The 18,234-nt window shown below is 69.8% G+C and carries 16 protein-coding genes; 2 read left to right on the forward strand and 14 right to left on the reverse strand.

Annotated features, from left to right (window positions below; genetic code table 11):
• Nucleotides 1–184: 184 nt before the first annotated feature.
• The 8 genes from ASE16_RS10110 to ASE16_RS10145 all read right to left on the reverse strand — a co-directional run bounded on the left by ASE16_RS10110 (nt 185) and on the right by ASE16_RS10145 (nt 9,441).
• A complete protein-coding gene (locus ASE16_RS10110; RefSeq protein WP_055894496.1) occupies nt 185–2,896 on the reverse strand; it encodes an alpha-mannosidase in 2,712 nt (903 codons plus the stop codon).
• Between the two features lie 57 nt (nt 2,897–2,953).
• Entirely contained in the window at nt 2,954–3,811 is an 858-nt protein-coding gene (locus ASE16_RS10115; RefSeq protein ID WP_055894499.1) for a carbohydrate ABC transporter permease, read from the reverse strand.
• Nucleotides 3,808–4,755 (reverse strand): carbohydrate ABC transporter permease, encoded by a 948-nt coding sequence (locus tag ASE16_RS10120; protein ID WP_055894501.1) that lies wholly within the window; start codon nt 4,753–4,755, stop codon nt 3,808–3,810. Before ASE16_RS10120 ends, ASE16_RS10115 begins: the two co-directional genes overlap by 4 nt.
• Nucleotides 4,756–4,762: 7 nt before the next feature.
• On the reverse strand, nt 4,763–6,103 hold the full coding sequence (locus ASE16_RS10125) for an ABC transporter substrate-binding protein (RefSeq protein WP_157480288.1): 1,341 nt from the start codon (nt 6,101–6,103) through the stop codon (nt 4,763–4,765).
• Between the two features lie 202 nt (nt 6,104–6,305).
• Nucleotides 6,306–7,550 carry an ROK family transcriptional regulator gene (locus ASE16_RS10130; RefSeq protein WP_055894503.1) on the reverse strand — a complete coding sequence of 415 codons (1,245 nt, stop codon included), beginning with the start codon at nt 7,548–7,550 and terminating at the stop codon, nt 6,306–6,308.
• 80 nt (nt 7,551–7,630) lie between these two features.
• Nucleotides 7,631–8,287 carry a hypothetical protein gene (locus tag ASE16_RS10135; protein WP_157480290.1) on the reverse strand — a complete coding sequence of 219 codons (657 nt, stop codon included), beginning with the start codon at nt 8,285–8,287 and terminating at the stop codon, nt 7,631–7,633.
• A gap of 68 nt (nt 8,288–8,355) precedes the next feature.
• The gene (locus ASE16_RS10140) at nt 8,356–8,997 is read right to left on the reverse strand and encodes a winged helix-turn-helix transcriptional regulator (RefSeq protein ID WP_055894508.1); all 642 of its coding nucleotides are present in this window, start codon (nt 8,995–8,997) and stop codon (nt 8,356–8,358) included.
• A 6-nt stretch (nt 8,998–9,003) separates the two neighbouring features.
• The gene (locus ASE16_RS10145) at nt 9,004–9,441 is read right to left on the reverse strand and encodes a VOC family protein (protein WP_055894511.1); all 438 of its coding nucleotides are present in this window, start codon (nt 9,439–9,441) and stop codon (nt 9,004–9,006) included.
• 144 nt (nt 9,442–9,585) lie between these two features.
• Here ASE16_RS10145 and ASE16_RS10150 point away from each other — a divergent pair, with 144 nt between their 5' ends.
• Complete coding sequence (locus ASE16_RS10150; protein WP_055894513.1) at nt 9,586–10,371, forward strand: isocitrate lyase/PEP mutase family protein; 786 nt, start codon at nt 9,586–9,588, stop codon at nt 10,369–10,371.
• Between the two features lie 9 nt (nt 10,372–10,380).
• Here ASE16_RS10150 and ASE16_RS10155 read toward each other — a convergent pair whose 3' ends face one another.
• From ASE16_RS10155 to ASE16_RS10165, 3 genes are read right to left on the reverse strand one after another with little or no spacing between them, the layout of a single operon-like run.
• Nucleotides 10,381–11,691 (reverse strand): alpha/beta hydrolase, encoded by a 1,311-nt coding sequence (locus ASE16_RS10155; protein WP_055894516.1) that lies wholly within the window; start codon nt 11,689–11,691, stop codon nt 10,381–10,383.
• A gap of 54 nt (nt 11,692–11,745) precedes the next feature.
• The gene (locus ASE16_RS10160; RefSeq protein WP_055894518.1) at nt 11,746–12,750 is read right to left on the reverse strand and encodes a cation diffusion facilitator family transporter; all 1,005 of its coding nucleotides are present in this window, start codon (nt 12,748–12,750) and stop codon (nt 11,746–11,748) included.
• Nucleotides 12,747–13,124 (reverse strand): ArsR/SmtB family transcription factor, encoded by a 378-nt coding sequence (locus ASE16_RS10165; protein WP_055894521.1) that lies wholly within the window; start codon nt 13,122–13,124, stop codon nt 12,747–12,749. Before ASE16_RS10165 ends, ASE16_RS10160 begins: the two co-directional genes overlap by 4 nt.
• An 81-nt stretch (nt 13,125–13,205) precedes the next feature.
• On the opposite strand from ASE16_RS10165, the gene ASE16_RS10170 reads away from it, so the two are divergent.
• Nucleotides 13,206–14,372 (forward strand): Gfo/Idh/MocA family protein, encoded by a 1,167-nt coding sequence (locus ASE16_RS10170; protein ID WP_055894523.1) that lies wholly within the window; start codon nt 13,206–13,208, stop codon nt 14,370–14,372.
• Here ASE16_RS10170 and ASE16_RS10175 read toward each other — a convergent pair.
• From ASE16_RS10175 to ASE16_RS10185, 3 genes are read right to left on the reverse strand one after another with little or no spacing between them, the layout of a single operon-like run.
• Nucleotides 14,359–15,810 carry an aldehyde dehydrogenase family protein gene (locus ASE16_RS10175; protein WP_055894526.1) on the reverse strand — a complete coding sequence of 484 codons (1,452 nt, stop codon included), beginning with the start codon at nt 15,808–15,810 and terminating at the stop codon, nt 14,359–14,361. The two genes, ASE16_RS10170 and ASE16_RS10175, sit on opposite strands and share 14 nt — an antisense overlap.
• Nucleotides 15,810–16,964, reverse strand: a complete 1,155-nt coding sequence (locus ASE16_RS10180; RefSeq protein WP_055894528.1) for an acyl-CoA dehydrogenase family protein — start codon at nt 16,962–16,964, stop codon at nt 15,810–15,812. The genes ASE16_RS10175 and ASE16_RS10180 overlap by 1 nt, the downstream gene beginning before the upstream one ends.
• Nucleotides 16,961–18,214: a CaiB/BaiF CoA transferase family protein gene (locus tag ASE16_RS10185; RefSeq protein ID WP_082581373.1), complete on the reverse strand. Its 1,254-nt coding sequence runs from the start codon at nt 18,212–18,214 to the stop codon at nt 16,961–16,963. The genes ASE16_RS10180 and ASE16_RS10185 overlap by 4 nt, the downstream gene beginning before the upstream one ends.
• Nucleotides 18,215–18,234 lie beyond the last annotated feature (20 nt).

Here is an 18,234-nt window from a genome sequence, read left to right on the forward strand (position 1 = left end):
TCCTCGGAGACGGCGGCGGTGGGGGAGAGCCGGAACGCCCAGTCGCCGTCGAGGCAGAGCGCGGGGGCGTCGGTGCGCAGCCAGGACCGCGGCGCGCTGCGCGCACCGCGGCCGGGCGCGGTGTCGGACAGATACGGGTCGGAGGGGTGCAGGGAAGTGTTCACGGTGCGGCTGCTCTCGCTGGTCAGCGGACGACGATGGTGCGCAGCTCCCACGGCCCGAGCGTGAGCTCGACCGCACCGGAGACCGCTTCGGAGGAGAGGACGCCGCCGAGCAGGTCGACCGTGGCGACGTCGGTGAACGGCCCGGACACCATGACCGTCGAGCCCGCGTCCGTCATGGCGACGAGACGAAGCTCCGTGCCGGCATCCACCCGGCGGATGCTCGACACCTGCACGCCTGCGCCGTCGACCGAGATGCCGGTCGCGGCCACGGGAAGCTCCGACCCTGCTGGGGCGGTGCCGCGCGTCACCAGAGCGTCGTTGCGGAACTCGTCGGCGAGAGCGACAGCATCCACTCCGCTCCAGCCGGACGCCGACGGCGCGATGGCGAAACGGTTCTGGATGCGAACGCCCAGGTCCTGCGCTCCGGGCGCCGCGATCTCGGTGGCCGCCGGTTCGTCGCGGAGCGGATGGATGTTGACGCTGATCGAGCCGACGGCGCGCAGCAGCGTGATCGCGAGCTCCGCGCCGTCGCCGACCACCTCGTACTCCGAGGTGTGGTCGAGGAGCACCGTGGCTGCGCCGGCCGACACGAACTCGCTCGCCGGGAAGGTGGGGAGCGGGAACTCGCCCCAGCCGCCCTCCGCCGTGAGACCGCGCTCGGTGACGGAGAACTGCCCGGCGGACGACGACGATTCCACGGGCTCCGGCAGCGGGACGTGGAAGCGCAGCCGGTGGTCGGCCGACCGGTTCAGGAACGACGTGGAGACGCGCACGAATGGCTCGCCTGCGCGCACCTCGACCAGGGTCTCGACCGTGGTCGGCTCCGTGGAATCGTCGCGTCGGTCGCGGTCGGAGGAGAGCGCGGTGGGCCAGTGGTACACCCTGCTCACGAGCATCCTGGAGCGCAGAGGGCCGTCTTCGAGCCGTTCGACGGAGATCTCCGTCGGGGTGTCGACCAGGAAGTCGTGAGCGGGCGGGGCGTAGTTGTAGCTGTCTCCGCGGTCGCCGCCGTCGACCAGGCGACCGACACCGCGCAGCACCGTTCCGTCGGTTCCGACGACCTCCAGGGTGCCGTCGATGGCGACGGTCGCCGAGACGATGCCGTTCGAGAGGGTCGCGCCCGTGGCGGTGGCGGGTGTTTCGGGGACGGGAGCGTTCTCGGCTTCTCCCTGGACGATGCGGAAGGAGGCCAGCCCGGACGCCGGTACGCTCACCGGCACGAGCGCGGTGGCCCGCGCCTCCTCCAGAGTCAGCACGCGCCACTCGCCCTGGTGCGCTGCTGCCGCCGCAGCGACCTCCTTGCGGAGCACCAGCAGATCGAACTCTGCGGTGGTCGGCACCTCGGCGAGGTGGAAGACGAGCGAGCCTGCGCTGAGGTCGTAGTGGTCGATCAGCCTGCCGAACAGCTCACGGCGGTGGATGCGGCGGAGCACGCGTTCGAGCCGGCTCGCATCCATCAGCTCGTCGCTGAGCACCGTCGGCGCCTCCGACGTCACCTGCACGGGATGAGTGGACCCGTCGGCCGCGGTCGCCGTGAGCACCGCCCCGTCCGCCGGGGCGATCACGTCGACCTCCACCAGGACCGTGCGCGGGGTCGGCAGAGTGTTCGCGACGAGGTAGCCGTCGCTCGGAACGGCCGCGGCGGGCTGGGCGATCGCCGCATCCCGGACGGCGCGTGCCGCGTGCGTCGCCTCGGAGAGTCTGGCCTCGACCTGGTCGGACGTCTCGTCGGTGCCGGAGCCGACGACGGAGTCGTGTGCGGTCGACTCGATGATCTTGTGCCAGGCGAGCGACAGGAACGGGGTGTCGTCGCGCTCCGACCACAGCGCGTTGATGCGCTCCGCGTGGTCGATCGTGCGCTCGGCCACGGCCATCCGCTGCTTGAGCGCGAGCCGCACCGAGAGCACGCCGGGCAGGATGTTGCCGCGCACGTGGCTGCGCAGTTCGCCATCGACGACGGCCGAGACCTCGTCGCGCACGTGGCTGCGGATGTACTCGTCCAGCGTCGCGACGGTGATCGCCCGCTCCGCGCTGGATGCACGGCGCAGCCAGGCGGCGAGCTGCGGGTCCGGCGCGTTGTGGTCCGTGCCCGCCATCGCGAGGACGGGGTCGTTGCCCCAGCGCTCGACGGTCATCTCGGCGTAGTCGCCGAGCGCCCGTCCGATCTGGTCGGGGACGAGCAGCACGTCGAGCCCGTTGTCGTAGCCGTCGAAGAGGAACTCGGTGCGCACCTCCGACCCGTCCGGCGCCCGCCAGCGGAAGGCGTGCCCGTCGACGGAACCGGGGACGCCGCGCCACAGGGCGGCGTGCTCGATGCCCGCCCGTGCGAGGATCTGCGGCATCTGGGCCACATGGCCGAACATGTCGGGGAGATAGCCGATGGGCATCGAGCCGCCGAGGTCGCTCGCGGCCGCCCACCCCATCTGCAGGTTGCGCACGATGGTCTCACCCGAGCAGAGGAACTCGTCGAGCAGGATCAGCCAGGGCCCGATCGCGAGCTGACCGTTCGCGACGAGGGCGGTGACGCGTCCGCGGTTCTCCGGGCGCATCTCCAGGTAGTCCTCGATGGCCGCCATCTGGCCGTCGACCGTGAAGCGGAAGCCCGCATCCGCCTCTGCTGTCTCCAGCACCGTGTCGAGTGCGGCGACGAGCCGGTGCCTGAACACCTGGAACGGCTCGTACCATTCCCGGTCCCAGTGGAAATGGGGAACGAAGACGGCGGAGTTCTGCATAGCGATGAGGGACCTTCTGGTGCGAGAGGAGACGGAGGACGAGCGGGAGGTTCTGCGCTACTTGAGCGAGCCGGAGGCGAGACCGGTGCGCCAGAACCGCTGGAGCAGGATGAACACGATGATCACGGGGACGATCGACACGAGCGATCCGGTGATGACGGACTCCTGGAGGAGCGAGACGCGGGCGGTCTGCCCGTTCCACTCGTAGAGGCCGAGGGTGATCGGGAAGAGCGACTCCTTCTGCAGCATGACCATGGGCAGGAAGAAGTTGTTCCAGATCCCGACGAACTGGAACAGGAAGATGGTCACCAGCGACGGCGTCATCAGCTTGAACGCCACGGAGAAGAAGGTGCGGAACTCGCCGGCGCCGTCGAGACGCGCGGACTCGATGATCTCCTCCGGCACGGCGGCGGCCGTGAAGATCCTGGCCAGGTAGACGCCGAACGGGCTGACGATGCTCGGCAGGAAGACCGCGAGGTAGGTGTTCACGATTCCGGTGGCGGAGAACAACAGGAACAGCGGGAGCGCCAGCGCGGTCGTCGGCACGAGCACGCCGCCGAGGATCACCGAGAACAGGAACTCGCGACCGCGGAACCGGAACTTGGCGAGCGCATACCCGCAGAGTGCCGAGATCAGCGTGCCGACCGCTGCGCCGAGCACGGCGTAGATGACGCTGTTGATCGCCCACTGCCCGAAGATGCCGTTGCTGCGCCCGAACAGTGTTCCGAGGTTCGTGAAGAGATCGAAATGGGAGAACCACAGGCCGAACGTGGAGGCGAGGTCGCCCTGGGGTTTGGTCGCCGCCACGATCAGGAAGTAGATCGGCAGAAGGAAGTAGATGGCGAGGAGGAACATCAGCGCCATCGCCGCCGTGCGGCTGACGCGGCTTTCGCGGATCGAGGTCGGTGTGCTCACAGTCCCGCCTTCTTCGAGGTCAGTCGCATGAAGCCGAAGCTCAACACGAAGGTGATGAGGGCGATGACGACGGAGATCGCCGCGGCCTGCTGATAGTTGTTCCCTGAGGCGACCGCGTAGGCGAGCATGTTCGGGGTGAAGGTGCTGGAGATGTTCGAGGAGATCTGCCGCAGCACGGCGGGCTCGGCATACAACTGGAGCGTTCCGATGATCGAGAACACGGTGGTCAGGATGATCGACGGCGCGATGATCGGCACCTTGATCTGCCAGGCGATGGCCCAGTTGGATGCGCCGTCGAGCTTCGCGGCCTCGTAGAGCTCCTGCGGGATGGACTGCAGGGCGGAGAACATGATCAGCATGTTGTATCCGGTCCACAGCCAGGTGGAGACGTTCGCCGCAGACCAGAGCACGGCGCCTGGGCCGAGGAAGTCGGGCTGGAGGCCGATCGCCTTGAGCATGTCGACGACGGGGCTGAGCTGCGGCGAGTAGAGGAACGACCACATGATCGCCGCGATGACGCCGGGCACCGCGTACGGCATGAACGCCGAGATGCGGAAGAACGACTTCAGTTTGAGCAGCGGGGTGTCGAGCAGCAGCGCCATGATGAGCGCCACGAACAGCATCACGGGCACCTGAACGATGCCGAACAGCGCGATGCGGCCGATGCTCGCCCAGAATTCGGTGTTCTGGAAGACCTGGACGTACTGCTCGAAGCCGCCGAAGGTCGTGTACGACGTTCCGTACTGGCCGCCGGTGCGGCGGACGACGAGGAAGCTCTGCCAGATCGCGTAACAGATCGGTACGAGGTAGAACAGCACGAACGGCAGGAAGAACGGGACGAGGAACGCGACGATGGTGCCCACCCGGGGGCCGCCGCCGTTGGGACGGCGACGGCTCCCTGATGCTGCCACCACGCGGGTCGCGCGGGTTGCGATGTCAGTCATGCGATGTTCAGTTGCCCGCCACAGCCGGGATCGCCTGGTCCTTCATGGACTTGAGGGCTGCGGCCTGGGCGGCGGCGAGCGCGTCGTTCAGCGTGCCGCTGCCCGCGGCGGCCTTGGCCATCGCGTCCTGCAGTGCCAGGTTCACGGTCTTCTGGGTCGGCCCCCAGGTGAAGCTGGTGTCGATGTTCTTCGAGGAGTCGGCGAACACGTCGAAGATCTTCTCGTTGTTGTAGTACGGGACGCCTTCGGACAGTGCAGGGAGCTTCGAACCGGCGACGGCTGCCGGGTAGAGGCCGCCGAGCTTGTTCTCGAGGGCGAGCGCCTCGGGGTCGGAGTTCAGCCACTCGTTGAACTTCACCGACTCGTAGAGGTGCGTGTTGCCCTTCATGAACGCGACGGTCGAGCCGCCCCAGTCACCGGATGCGGGGCTCGACCCCCAGGTCGGCATGGGCACGATCGACCACTTGCCTGCCTGGTCGGGCAGGTTGTCGCGGAACATGCTGTAGCCCCAGGCCGCGCCGACGTAGCTGGCGACCTGGTTCTGCTGGTACGCGGCGTACATCGGGGTGGACCCGTTGGCGAGGTCGGTGCGGACGAGCTTGGCGTCGATGAGCTTCTGCCAGTAGTCGGCGACCTGCTTGCTCTTGTCCGACTCGACCGTCACGTGCCACTTGTCGCCGGAGTACTTGTACATGTCGGCGCTGTTCTGCCAGAGCAGGCCGTTGAACCACTCGGCGTTGTTCGGGTCGAAGAACGTGATGCTGAGGTTCGGGTCCGCCGCGTGCAGCTTCTGCGCGTCGGCCGCGTACTCGTCCCATGTCGTGGGGACCGCGAGGCCGTGCTGGCTGAAGATGTCGCTGCGGACGTAGAGCGCCATCGGGCCGGTGTCCTGCGGGAAGGCGAAGACGCCGGTGCCGCCGAAGCTCGCCTGCGACCAGGTCCACGGCACGAACTTGTCCTTCGCGTCCACGGCCGCCTTGCACGCCGAGACGTCGACGAAGGCGTCCTGCGTGCGCAGGTCGGGCAGTTCGTCGTAGCCGACCTGCGCGAGCTCTGGCGCCTTGCCGGCCTTGAGCGCGTTGCCGAGCGTGCCGTACTGGTCGTTGGAGATGTTCTTGGTCTGGACCTGGATGTCCGGGTTCTTCTTGTTCCAGAGTGCGACCACCTGGTCCATGCCGGGAACCGTGTTCCAGTACTGGATGGTGACCTTGCCCTTCGCCGGCTCGCAGGAGGCGGCCGATGCGTCACCGGACGGTGCGGGGGACGAGCACGCGGCGAGGACGGCGATGCTGGCCGCCGCCGCGACGACGGCACCCGCGAAGCGGATGCGCCTGACTGTGTTGCTCATGTTTTCCTTCCAGAAAACGTCCAGCGGCACCGCTGGACGGGTCGACATTGACCCCTCGGGCACGGGGGTTCGGAGAGTGCCTTCGGGTTGGAATGGACGGGTATCACCGGCGGGTGGATCGAGAGCCGATCGCCGCGGCAGGAATTAGCAAATCATATTTTCTAATTGCCCGCAACACTATGTGAGGACAAACATCCTGGACTTAGTCGGCTGCCAGCAGCAGCGCGGAAGGACGAGGAGAGAACGTGTTGTCGAGCACCAGGGTCGCCGCTCCCACCGCCGCCACGTCCACGGGGATCGCCGACTGCGCGAACCGCAGGGGATGCGGGGGGATAAGCGCGGGATCGGAGCGCACCGCATCCGGAAGCGCGGCCAGGATGGTCGGCGAGATGCGAGCCCAGAACGGGCCGCCGAAGATGACCTCATCGATGTCGAGAAGGTTGACGATCACCACGACGGCGCGTGCCAGCGAACGAGCGGCGTCGGTCAGGATCGTCTCTGCGTCCCTGTTTCCCGTTGAGGCGAGGGTGGCCAGCCGGGTGAACGCCGCATCCACGTCGTCCATGTCGTCCGGGTTGCCCGCCTCGCCGGCGGAGAGGACGCCGTCCAGAACCGCCCGCTCCACGAGGGCGCGCGGCACGGTGATGTAACCGACGCAGCCTCGGCGCCCGCAGGTGCACATCGGGCCGTCGGGGTCGACGGTGATGTGCCCGGCGTCGCCCGCGTTCGAGCTGATGCCGCGCACGACCTCGCCGGACACGGACAGGCCGGTGCCGAGGCCGGTGCCGTAGTACATGAACGCGAAGTCCCTGCTGCTGCCTGGCTCGGCGAACCACAGCTCGGCGACGACGGCGGCGGTGGCGTCCTTCTCGAGCAGCACCGGCAGTCCAGTAGCCTCCGAGAGCGATCGCCGGAGGGCGACGCGATGCCAGTTGGGCATCATCGGCGGGTTGAGGACGACGCCGTCCTCGACGTTGATCGGCCCCGGCGACGCGATCCCGATGCCGAGGATGCGCGACCGGTCGACGGCCGACCCCGCGATGAGCGCCTCGATCGCGTCCGCCATCTCGGTGATCACGGCACTCGGATCGCCGGCGGTCGGGGTGCCGGTGCGCGAGTGGTCGCGAACGGTGCCGGACAGGTCGACGAGCACGTAGGTGACGGCTGCCGGGTCGATGTGCACGCCGACGGCGAACCCTCCGCCGGGATTCAGCTTGACGACGGCGGCAGGTTTGCCGGGCCCGCTCATCCGGGTGCCGTGCTCATCGACGAGTCCCGCATCCAGCAGTCGTCGGCACACCTTGGTGACGGTCATTCCGCTGAGGCCGGTGAGCGACGCCAGCTCGGATCGGGTGATGCCCTCAGGCCTCCGGCGGATGGCGTCGAGCACGACGGTCTGGTTGTATTCGCCGACGGCGGGCAGGTTCGTTCCCGTGCGATCCACCATCCGGCCTCCCCAGTTGCAAGCTTCCCGAAAGCCTACCGGGGTTGACGTGAGCGGCGTCTTCGCGCGAGCGTCGGCCCCCGTCAGCCGAACGCGCCGAGCGCCCTCCGGTACCGGCCGCTGTCGGCGCGCGTCCCCGCTGTGACCAGCAGTGCGTTCCCGCCCACGGTGCGGGTGACGTCGCCCGTGCACGGAATGACCACGATCTTCGTCAGCCCTCTCCGCCAGGCGGGGATGAGCGCCGGCAGGTCGCGGCGCTCCGGTTGCTCCTCGTAGCTGGTGGGCATGGCGGCGAGATAGGCGGCCGTCCCTCGGTCCAGCCAGTCGCCGTACGACCCGCTGGAGGCGTCGCCCTCGGACGCCGTCGTGCCGAACAGGTCGCTCCAGTACGGCCCTGTCACCTGGCGGAGAAGCTCAGCGCGCTCGCTCGACCCGTCCGCCGTGTGGAGCAGCCGGTCGAAGAGCGCAGGATCCTGGTCGGCGCCGGCGTGGGTGAGCGCGTCCTGCCAGAGCTGCGGCCACCCGCGCTCCCACTCCACGCGTGTCGCGGCGTCGACCTGCGCATCCACGACGAGGGCCGGCGGGTCGGAGAGCAGCGGAGGCAGGTCGTCGCCGTGCGGCTGCAATCCGTGCGCCTCCCGGATCCAGAGCAGCTCCAGGAGCGCGCTCGGCCGGTCCTCGATGGTGATCCGCATGTCGGGCGGCCAAGGATCGTCCGGCCGCGGCTCGCTCGAGATCACGCATCCCCCTGTCCGCTCTTCTGACCCGTCCATCGTCGCTGACGGGAGGGGCTCGCGGCAAGGGCCGGTCAGGCCGCCAGGTGGAACGTGTCCGCGAAGCGGTCGAGGAGGTCGCCCGGCCCGCGCAGCACCTCGACGACGCCCGTCGCGATGGCCAGCTCGGGGCGAAGCTCTCCCGAGATCAGGCGATGGATGTCCGGCCCCGCCGCGAAGGCGAGGTCGGCCGGTCCGTCCCCGCGACGCACATCCAGGGCGGAGCCGTCGACGCGGATGAGCAGTTCGGCCTGGCCGAATCTGGCCGCGTATCCCGTGGCGGGCAGGCTCTCCGCCACCGCAGGGCGGAACGCGGTGCGAAGCGTGATGGTCATCGAGTCCGGCGTCACGATCTGCTCATCGCGCGGGTCGCCCATCGCCTTGAACCCCCAGGCGCCGAGGGCGAGCACCACCGGTTCGAGCTCGCGGCCGTACGGCGTCAGCTCGTAGACGATGATGCGCGACCGCGGCGCACGGCGGATGATCCCGGCCTCCTGCAGCTCCTTGAGCCGTGCGGCGAGCACGTTGCTCGGGATGCGCGGAAGACCGGCGGCCAGTTCGCCGTAGCGCCGCGGCCCGACCAGCAGATCGCGGACGATCAGCAGTGCCCAACGCTCGCCGATCAACTCCAGAGCGCGGGTGACGCTGCAGTACTGTCCGTAGTCGCGTGCGGCCATCGGACCTCAGGCCTGCTGCTGGTTCGCGAACGCCTCTGGGCCCTGGCTGGCGGCGACAGGGTCCATCCAGCCGAACTCGAGGAGGTTGCCGTCCGGGTCGGAGAGCTGGCGCTGGTACATGAAGCCGTAGTCCGCGGCGGGGCGACCCTCTGAGCCTCCTGCGGCGAGCCCGTCTTCGACCGCCTTGTCGACGTCTGCGCGGCTGTCGACGAAGATCGCCGTGGAGACGGACGGGGCCTCAGCCGGGTTGCCGATCGGCAGGTCGGTGAAGGTCTGGAAGTATTCGCGCACCAGGATCATGAAGTAGCTGTGGTCCTCCTCCACGACGACGCAGGCGGCGTTGTGGTCGGTGAACAGCGGGTTGATGCGGAACCCGATCGCCTCGTAGAACGCCTTCGCGCGCTCCAGGTCGGTCACGGGCAGGTTGACGAACATCCCGGTCATGGTGGTCTCCTTGCGTTGGTGTGGTGTCTGAACAGTGCTAACACTTGCAAAAAACAAGTGGCACGTCAATACCCCCGCACCTCGCTGCAGGCAGAGCCCCGCCAGAGCCCCGGGAGGCGTAGCCTCACTCGTGGAAGGGGTGCCATGACGTTTTCCGAACTGCACCACGGCGATGTGCCTCTGTTGCTTCCGAATGCGTGGGATGTCGGCTCTGCGCTCGCGTTCGTCGCGGCGGGCTTTCCGGCCGTCGGCACGACGAGTTTCGGGGTCAACGCATCCACGGGCCGACCGGATGCGGGAGGGGCCAGCCGGGATGCGACGGTCGCGCTCGTCACGACGCTGATCGCGCTGCCCGTGCCGATCTCGGCCGACATCGAGGACGGCTACAGCCAGGACCCCGCCGAGGTCGGCGCGTTCGTGGCGGGCCTCGGCGTCGCCGGGGTGAACATCGAGGACTCGGCCGACGGGCGGCTCGTCGACCCGCGCCTCGCGGCGGCGAAGATCGCGGCGATCCGCGGCGCGGCGCCCGGGGTGTTCGTGAACGCCAGGATCGACTCGTACTGGTTCGGGCAGGACGCCACCGTGCCCGCGGTGCTCGACAGGGCGAAGGCCTACGTGGATGCGGGCGCCGACGGCATCTTCGTGCCGGGCGCGACGGACCCGGCGACGCTGGAGCAGCTCGCTTCCGCCATCCCGCTTCCGCTCAACGTGCTCGTCGTGCCCGGTCTCACGCTGCACGAGCTCGGCGGCCTCGGGGTGCGGAGGGTCAGCACGGGATCGCTCCCGTATCGCGTCGCGATCGACGCGGCGGTGGAGGTCGCCGCGGCGGTGCGGGACGGCCGCGCCGTCCCGGCTGCGACGTCGTATGCCGACTCGCAGCAGCGGCTGCTGGACTTCGAGGAGCGGCGCCGGACCCGAGGCGATCCCTGACGCCGGCCGTCACTTGGCTGCGACCGTGTACAGCACGGACAGGGGAGGCACCGTCGTCGCGACGGCCACCTCGGCGAGCGACTGCGTTCCCGCATCCAGGTAGCCGTGCTGGGCCATGTGGTCACGGTAGAGCGCAGCCCGCACCCGCTCAGGCGCGATCCTGGTCCACGCGGTGGAGGTGATGTCGTCGTTCCACGAGGAGTGCAGGATGGGGGCGTGGCCGGTCACCGGCAGCAGGCCCGTCTTGGCGTCGCCGTCGGCGGGCAGCACGCGGGCTCCGAAACCGGGCGCTCGCGGGTCGAACCTGCTCGCCCGCCCGAGCCGGGCCTCGGTGTCCGAGGCAGCCTCCGCCGCGTAGACGGCACGGGCGTGCAGGTCGCCGGCGGTCGGGATGCGCTCCTCGATCCCGGCGGACCCGAGCATCACGAAGGCGGTGACCCCCAGGTCCGCGTCGGCGAGGGCGTCGGCGGCCATCGTCGTTCCATAGGAGTGCGCGACGACGTTGAGCGTCGGAACGCGCCCGAACCGTGCGGCGCTCAGCCCCCTGATCGCCTCGATCAGCAGGGGAGCTCCGTTCGCGGCGTAGTCCCCGAGCGCGGCGTCGATTCCCACGGGAGGCGCCGCGTATCCCATCCACGCGATCACCGAACGGTCCTTCGATGCGCCGGCTTCGCCCTGCGCGTTCCAGATGTTCTGCGCGGCCAGCGTCCAGAGCTGCATGTCCGTCGTGTACGTCCCCATCCCCGGCACGGCCCAGGTGACGACGTCGGCGGTGTCGGGGTCGCCGACCGAGATCGCCGCGGTCGGCTGCGCGTTCGGGATGAACTCGACCAGGTAGCGGCGGACGCCCCCGCTCGACCTCAGCGCGTTGCGGATGGCCACGTACGAGCTGGCGCGCACAGCGGCCCCCCGGTCTCCGGGGTGGCTGCGCACGTCGTGCTCTGCTGACGCGAGCTCGGTGGCGAGCTGCCGGCGGTTGGCCCGGTCGCGCAGCGTGTACGGCAGTCCGTCGGCGTTCCCCACGAACGCGGGGATCACGCGCTCCAGCCCCCGTCTCTCGGAGGCGGGCAGCGCGTACCAGCCGCTGCGGAAGCGCTTCGCGTCCGCGTTGGTGAGTTCGAGCAGTTTGTCGGGGTGCGCGGTGAGGAAGGCGTCCAGCGCTGCGCCCTCGAGGCGGGCGAGCGTGTCGAGCACCCGGACAGTGGATGCCGGTCCACGCGACGGAGCGACGATCAGGGCCACCGCGGCGATCACCGCGCAGACGGCGACGATCCCGGCGCGGCGCGCGACGCTCCATCGTCTCGCTGAGGCCAGGCGCATCCGACGTCACTCCCTTCCCCGAGGAGGCAAGAGTACTCCGCGAGGCGGCCTGCGCTAGTGATTCGGCGCCGGCGCCAATTCCAGCTGCAGCCCGTCGAGATTGGGCAGGTGCGCGCGCGCGTTAGCTCTCGCCGCGGCGGCGATCCGCTGGGCGTCGCTCAGGCTGGTCGCGTCCACGATGAGCTGGGCGCTCCCGTGCAGGCGATGGCCGATCCAGCGCAACTGGATGCGGGGGACGGCGGCCACCCCCGGCGTCTCCTCGATCGCGTGCTCGAGCCTGTCGACGAGCTCCGGCTCGATGCCGTCGAGCAGGCGCCGGCCGATGCTGCGGACGGTGCCGATGAGCAGCAGGACGATCGCCGCGGAGATGACCAGGCCGACGATCGGGTCGGCAAGCGGGAAGCCGAGCAGCACGCCGACCGCGCCGAGCACGACCGCAAGCGAGGTGAAGCCGTCGATGCGGGCGTGCACGCCGTCCGCGACCAGGGCGGCGGAGCCGATGCGACGTCCCACTCGGATGCGGTAGATCGCCACCGCCTCATTGCCGGCGAAGCCGATGACGCCGGCGACGATCACCCAGCCGAGGTTCGCCAGGGGATGCGGGTGGATGAGCCTGTCCACCGACTGCCAGGCTGCCACGACGGCGGAGAGCGCGACGACGGCGATGATGAACAGCCCGGCGAGGTCCTCCGCTCTGCCGTAGCCGTAGGTGTACCGGCGGGAGGCGACGCGTCGGCCGAGCACGAACGCGACCCAGAGCGGAACGGCGGTCAGGGCGTCGGAGAAGTTGTGGACGGTGTCGGCGAGGAGGGCGACGGAACCGCTGAACGCGACGACGATCGCCTGCAGAATCGTGGTGCCGAGCAGCACGAAGAGGCTGATCTTGAGGGCGCGGACGCCTTCGGTGCTCGCTTCGAGCGCATCGTCGATGGAGTCGGCGGCGTCGTGCGAGTGGGGGACGAACAGGCCGTAGAGGAAGCCGCGGAAGCCGGTCGGGTGGTCGTGGTCGTGGTCGTGGTCGTGGCCGTGGTCGTGGTGGTGGGTGTGCACCGCGCTCACGCCGACGCTTCCTCCTGCTCGGCTTCGCCGTGGTGGTGGCGCGGTGTGCCGCCGAGCGAGTGCTCCGCCTGGAAGATCGCATCCGTCACCAGCCTGCCGGCGTGCTCGTTGCCCAGTCGGTAGAACACGCGCTGCCCGTCCTGCCTGGTGGCGACGATGCGCGCCAGTCGCAGCTTGGCCAGGTGCTGGGAGACGGCCGCCGGCGACTTGTCGAGGATGTCGGCGAGGTGGTTGACCGACAGCTCGCCCGCATCCTTCAGGGCGAGGACGATGCGCACCCGCGTCGCATCGGCGAGCATGGAGAACACCTCGACAGCCAGTTCGACGTACTGGCTGTCCGGGAGTCGTCCGCATATCGGCTTATCTGCATCCATACGCAGATTAAAGACACAATGGTACGGGAAGCGCAAGCCGGCTTGACGTGTCGGACGTCTGATGTCTAACGTCTTGTTAATATGACGAACGCCGCCACCGCCCCGAGCACCGCATCCACCGATCCTCAGACGCGCGAGATCCGCTACGGGCTCGTCGGCGCAGGCTACTTCGGGCTCGCCCTCGCGCGCGCGTTCGTCCAGCTCCCCGGCGCGCGCATCGCCGTCGTGCACGACCCCGAGCACGCCGACGCCGCCGCCACCGAGTTCGGCGCAACGATCGCGGCGTCGGCGGAGGAGCTATGCCAGAGCGACGACGTGGATGCGGTCATCGTCGCCTCTCCCAACTGGGCGCACCACGCGTCCGTCGTCGCCGCCGCGAGGGCGGGCAAGCCGATCTTCTGCGAGAAGCCCATCGCGCTGTCGTACCGCGACTGCACGGAGATGGTGGATGCGGCAGCCGAGGCCGGCGTGCTGTTCATGGCGGGTCACGTGATGAACTTCATGGCGGGCGTGCGCCTGGCCAAGCGACTCATCGCAGACGGCTCCCTCGGCAGGGTGCTGTTCTGCCGCGCGGTGCGCACCGGCTGGGAGGAGCCGAAGCCCTCCGTCTCGTGGAAGAAGAAGCGCGAGCTGTCCGGCGGACACCTGTACCACCACATCCACGAGCTGGACGTGGTGCAGTTCATCATGGGTGCGGCGCAGACCGTCACGATGGTGGGTGGCAACGTCGCGCACCGCGGCGAGGAGTTCGGCGACGAGGACGACATGCTGCTCATCACGCTCGAATTCGGGAACGACACGTTCGCGACGCTCGAATACGGCTCGGCGTTCCGCTGGCCGGAGCACCACCTGCTCATCCAGGGCACTCTCGGCGCGGTGATGATCGACCTGAAGAACCCGGGCGTCACCGTGCGCATCGGCGGCACGGAGACCACACACCTCCTGCACCGCACCGCGGAGGAGGATGCGCAGCGCGCGGAGACATACGCGGGGAGCGCCGCGGACGGAGCGATCCGTTACGGCGACCCGTCCACCGTGCCTCCGCTCTGGCTCACCGGCATCGTCGAGGAGGAGACGACGTATTTCCACGGCCTGCTGCTCGGCAACGAGCCGGAGCCCGAGTTCGCCGCCCTCACAGACGGCACCGCCGCACGGGCGGCCATCGCCACCGCCGACGCCCTCAGCCTCTCCCTGACAGAGGGGCGCAAGGTCGACGTCGCGGAGGTCGTGCTCGCTACGAATCCGTAGCGAGCACGAGCCGACCTTCCTCCCGACGCGGGATGCGCAGCGGATTCGCGTCGAGGAGTGCGGTCGGCAACACGGCCTCCGGGGCGTTCTGGTACGCGACGGGAGTCAGGAAGCGGCGCAGCGAGCTGGCGCCGACCGAGGTGTGCTGCGAGCCGGTCGTCGCCGGCCACGCGCCGCCGTGGTGCTGCGCCCACGCGGTCGCGACTCCTGTCGGCCAGCCGCCGAAGACCAGCCGGCCGCACCGCGGAGCGAGGATCGCGGCGAGGTCGGAGACGTCCTCGCCCTGCGCCGACCGGATCGTCGCGGTGAGCGAGTTCGGCAGGAGTGCGAGCGCCGACCGCAGCTCGTCGTCCGACGCGTACGACACGATCGCGGTGAGCGGGCCGAAGCACTCGGCGATGAGCGCGTCAGGGTCTGCGAGGAACGCGGCCACGGTCGCCGAGACGACGGTCGGTCGCCCGTCCGCGTCTCCGCCGGCGCGCGCCACGGCGACGTCGCCGCGGGCGGAGAGGTCGCCGACGCGGTGCTCGAACGCGCGCGTCATGCCGGTGGTCAGCAGGGGATGCGCGGCCGCTCCCGCGAGCGCGTCGTGCACCGCCCGTCCGAAACCGCTGTCCGCGGGCGCGAAGACCAGCCCCGGCTTGGTGCAGAACTGGCCGGCATCCCTGGCCACCACCTCCAGCAGCCCTGCGGCGAGTCCGGCGGCGTCCTCGCTCGCCGCAGCCTCCGTCACGACCACGGGGTTGATGCTGCCCAGCTCACCGTAGAACGGGATGGGGTCGGGTCGCGATGACGCGACCTCGAACAGGGCGCGACCTCCGTGCTCCGAACCGGTGAACGCGACGGCGGCGACCAGCGGGTGCCTGACCAGCTCGACGCCCGCGTCCACGCCGTCGACCAGTCCGATGGCGTCGGCGCTCACACCGGCAGCCGCGAGGGCGTCTGCGGCGAGCTCGGCGGTCCGCTCGGACAACCGTGGATGCCCCGGATGCGCCTTGACCACCACAGGGCACCCTGCGGCCAGAGCGGAGGCGGTGTCGTTGCCGAGCACGGAGAAGGCGAACGGGAAGTTGGACGCAGTGAACACGGCCACGACGCCGAGCGGGCGGAGCATCCGCCGGAGGTCGGGGCGAGGCGGGGTGGTCGACGGATCGGCGTGGTCGATCGCGGCCTCGAGAAAGCCGCCGTCGCCGACGACCTCTGCGAAGAAGCGGAGCTGGTTCGCGGTGCGCGTCACCTCGCCGGACAGCCGTGCAGGCGTGAGGTGCGTCTCGGCGGCCGCGATGGCGACGAGCTCGTCGCGTGCAGCCTCCAGCGCGGCGGCCAGAGCCGTGAGCGCGCGCATCCGGTCGGAGAGCGACGACGAGGAGAACCCCGAGCCGGCTGCGCGGCCGACCACCGCATCCACGGCCGATGATTGCACGACGGTGTCGCTCATCAGAACGCCGAGAGCCCGGTGAGCGAGCGGCCGATGACGAGGGTGTGGATGTCGTCCGTGCCCTCGTAGGTCCTGACCGACTCCAGGTTGTTCATGTGCCGCATCACGGGGAACTCGTCCGTCACGCCGTCGCCGCCGAGGATCGTGCGGGCGGAGTGCGCGATCGTGAGAGCTTCGCGGACGTTGTTCAGCTTTCCGACGCTGAGCTGCGCCGGCGTGATCGCTCCGCGTTCCTCGAGTCGTCCGAGGTGGAGGGCGAGGAGCATCCCCTTCTCGTACTCGACGAGCATGTCGGCGAGCCGCTGCTGCACGAGCTGCTTGGAACCGATCGGGGCGCCGAAGACCTGACGCGTGGTGGAGCGCTCGATGGCCGCTTCCAGACAGCTCCGCGCGGCACCCATCGCACCCCAGACGATGCCGAAGCGCGCCTCGTTGAGGCAGGTGAACGGGGCGGAGAGGCCGATGGCGTCCGGGAGCTGGGCGGAGGAGGGGACGCGGCAGGCGTCGAGGTCGACCGCGTACTGCACGGAGGTGCGCATCGACAGCTTGTTGTCGATGAGGGTGGCGGTGAAGCCGGGGGATGCGGTGTCGACCAGGAATCCGCGCACCCCGTCGTCGGTGCGCGCCCAGACCACGGCGACATCGGCGACGCCCGCCAGCCCGATCCAGCGTTTGTGCCCGGTGATCAGCCAGTCGTCGCCGTCCCTGGTCGCGAACGTCGTCATCGCGGCGGGGTCGCTCCCGCCCTGCGGCTCCGTGAGTGCGAAGCAGCCGATCAGCTCTCCCCGAGCCATCGCGGGCAGCAGCGCCTTCTGCTCAGCGGAGCCGAACCGGGAGATGGCCGTCATCGCGAGCGATCCCTGCACGGAGACAAAGGTGCGCCAGCCGCTGTCGACGGCTTCGAGCTCGTGGCAGACCAGGCCGTAGCTGACGGCGCCGGCGCCGGCGCAGCCGTCGTCCTGCAGGTGCATCCCGAGGAAGCCGGCCGCGCCGAACGCGGGAAGGAGCTCGCGCCGGAAGTGCCTGTTCTCGAAGTCCTCGTCGACGACGGGGGCGAGGTGGTCGCTGGCGAAGCTGCGCGCCCGCTCAGCCCAGCCGAGCTCCTCTGCGGTGAGGAGCGGGGCGAGATCGAAGGTGTCGGCTAGTGGGGTCATCGGTGATCCTCGTGGTCGGTGCGGGTGGGGGCGGGGCGGGCGTGGTCGGTGGGGGAGGGTTCGGTGCGGGTGAGGTCGGCGGGGGCGGGACGCCAATCGGCGGGGACGGGCAGCCAGTCGGCGCCGTCGTGCTGGCCCAGAGTAGGAGCGGTGACGCCGCGCCGAGGTGGAGAACCGGCCAGATGGATGGGGTTGGCCGGCTGGCGCGCGTCCACCGCCCCGAGCTCGTCTGTGAGCTCCTGCACGGGATGCGCGCCGAAGCTCTCCGCGAGCGCGATCGCCTCTGTGATCGTGTTCACCAGCCCGGCGGGGACGTCCCTGGCGTCGAGGATCCGCTTCCAGTGCTCGGCCGGCGCGGTGGTGAGCACCGCTTCGAGTTCGCGCCGCAGCGCATCCCGTTGGCCGACCCGCGTGGCGTTGCTGACGAAGCGCGCGTCGGCGGCAAGCTCAGGACGCCCGAGCGCCTCGGCGAGGGCGGCGAACTGCCGGTCGTTGCCGACGGCGATCACGAGATCGCGGTCTTGGCAGGCGAAGACCTCGTACGGCGCGATGCTGGGGTGCGCGTTCCCCCGGCGCACGGGGTCGACGCCGGTGGCGATGGCGCTGGACGCCTGGTTGGTGAGAGCGGCGAGCAGGGTGCCGAGCAGATCGACGTCGAGGTGGTCGCCGAGGCCGGTCGCCTCCCTGGTGCGCAGCGCCAGCAGGATGCCGGAGAACGCGTTCAGGCCGGTGAGCACGTCCACCAGCGCGACGCCCGCCTTCGTCGGCGGACCGTCCGGTGCACCCGTCACGCTCATCAGGCCGCCCACCGCCTGCACCAGCAGGTCGTAGCCCGGCAGGCTCACGCCCTGGCCGAATCCGGTGATCGAGCAGTAGACGACGCCGGGGTTGACGGCGCGCACGGCGGCGTCGTCCAGGCCGAACCGCTCCATCGTGCCGGGGAGGAAGTTCTCAATGACGACGTCGGCGGAGTGCGCGAGGCGGCGCGCGGTGGCGATGCCGTCCGGTGTCCGGAGGTCGCAGACGATCGACCGCTTGCTGCGGTTCAAGCCGGCGAAGTAGGTCGACCTGCCCTGCGCATCCACCGGCGGCAGCCACTGCCGGGTGTCGTCGCCGTGCGGGCTCTCGATCTTGATGACGTCCGCGCCGAAGTCGGCGAGCATCATCGAGGCGTACGGACCGGCCAGGATGCGCGTGAAGTCGGCGACCCGGATGCCCGCGAGGGGCGCGGCTCGATCGTGCTGCGTCATATCTGCATCCAACCAGACGT

It is taken from the genome of Leifsonia sp. Root227 (genome assembly GCF_001428745.1).
Lineage (GTDB): Bacteria > Actinomycetota > Actinomycetes > Actinomycetales > Microbacteriaceae > Leifsonia.

Excerpts from the sequence above, each read along its gene's own strand:
- ASE16_RS10130 (WP_055894503.1), bottom strand. The coding sequence starts at position 7,550 with ATGGTGGATCGCACGGGAACGAACCTGCCCGCCGTCGGCGAATACAAC.
- ASE16_RS10145 (WP_055894511.1), bottom strand. The coding sequence starts at position 9,441 with ATGACCGGGATGTTCGTCAACCTGCCCGTGACCGACCTGGAGCGCGCG.
- ASE16_RS10125 (WP_157480288.1), bottom strand. The coding sequence starts at position 6,103 with ATGAGCAACACAGTCAGGCGCATCCGCTTCGCGGGTGCCGTCGTCGCG.
- ASE16_RS10140 (WP_055894508.1), bottom strand. The coding sequence starts at position 8,997 with ATGGCCGCACGCGACTACGGACAGTACTGCAGCGTCACCCGCGCTCTG.
- ASE16_RS10150 (WP_055894513.1), top strand. The coding sequence starts at position 9,586 with ATGACGTTTTCCGAACTGCACCACGGCGATGTGCCTCTGTTGCTTCCG.
- ASE16_RS10155 (WP_055894516.1), bottom strand. The coding sequence starts at position 11,691 with ATGCGCCTGGCCTCAGCGAGACGATGGAGCGTCGCGCGCCGCGCCGGG.
- ASE16_RS10165 (WP_055894521.1), bottom strand. The coding sequence starts at position 13,124 with ATGGATGCAGATAAGCCGATATGCGGACGACTCCCGGACAGCCAGTAC.
- ASE16_RS10170 (WP_055894523.1), top strand. The coding sequence starts at position 13,206 with ATGACGAACGCCGCCACCGCCCCGAGCACCGCATCCACCGATCCTCAG.
- ASE16_RS10180 (WP_055894528.1), bottom strand. The coding sequence starts at position 16,964 with ATGACCCCACTAGCCGACACCTTCGATCTCGCCCCGCTCCTCACCGCA.
- ASE16_RS10185 (WP_082581373.1), bottom strand. The coding sequence starts at position 18,214 with ATGACGCAGCACGATCGAGCCGCGCCCCTCGCGGGCATCCGGGTCGCC.
- ASE16_RS10175 (WP_055894526.1), bottom strand. The coding sequence starts at position 15,810 with ATGAGCGACACCGTCGTGCAATCATCGGCCGTGGATGCGGTGGTCGGC.
- ASE16_RS10120 (WP_055894501.1), bottom strand. The coding sequence starts at position 4,755 with ATGACTGACATCGCAACCCGCGCGACCCGCGTGGTGGCAGCATCAGGG.
- ASE16_RS10110 (WP_055894496.1), bottom strand. The coding sequence starts at position 2,896 with ATGCAGAACTCCGCCGTCTTCGTTCCCCATTTCCACTGGGACCGGGAA.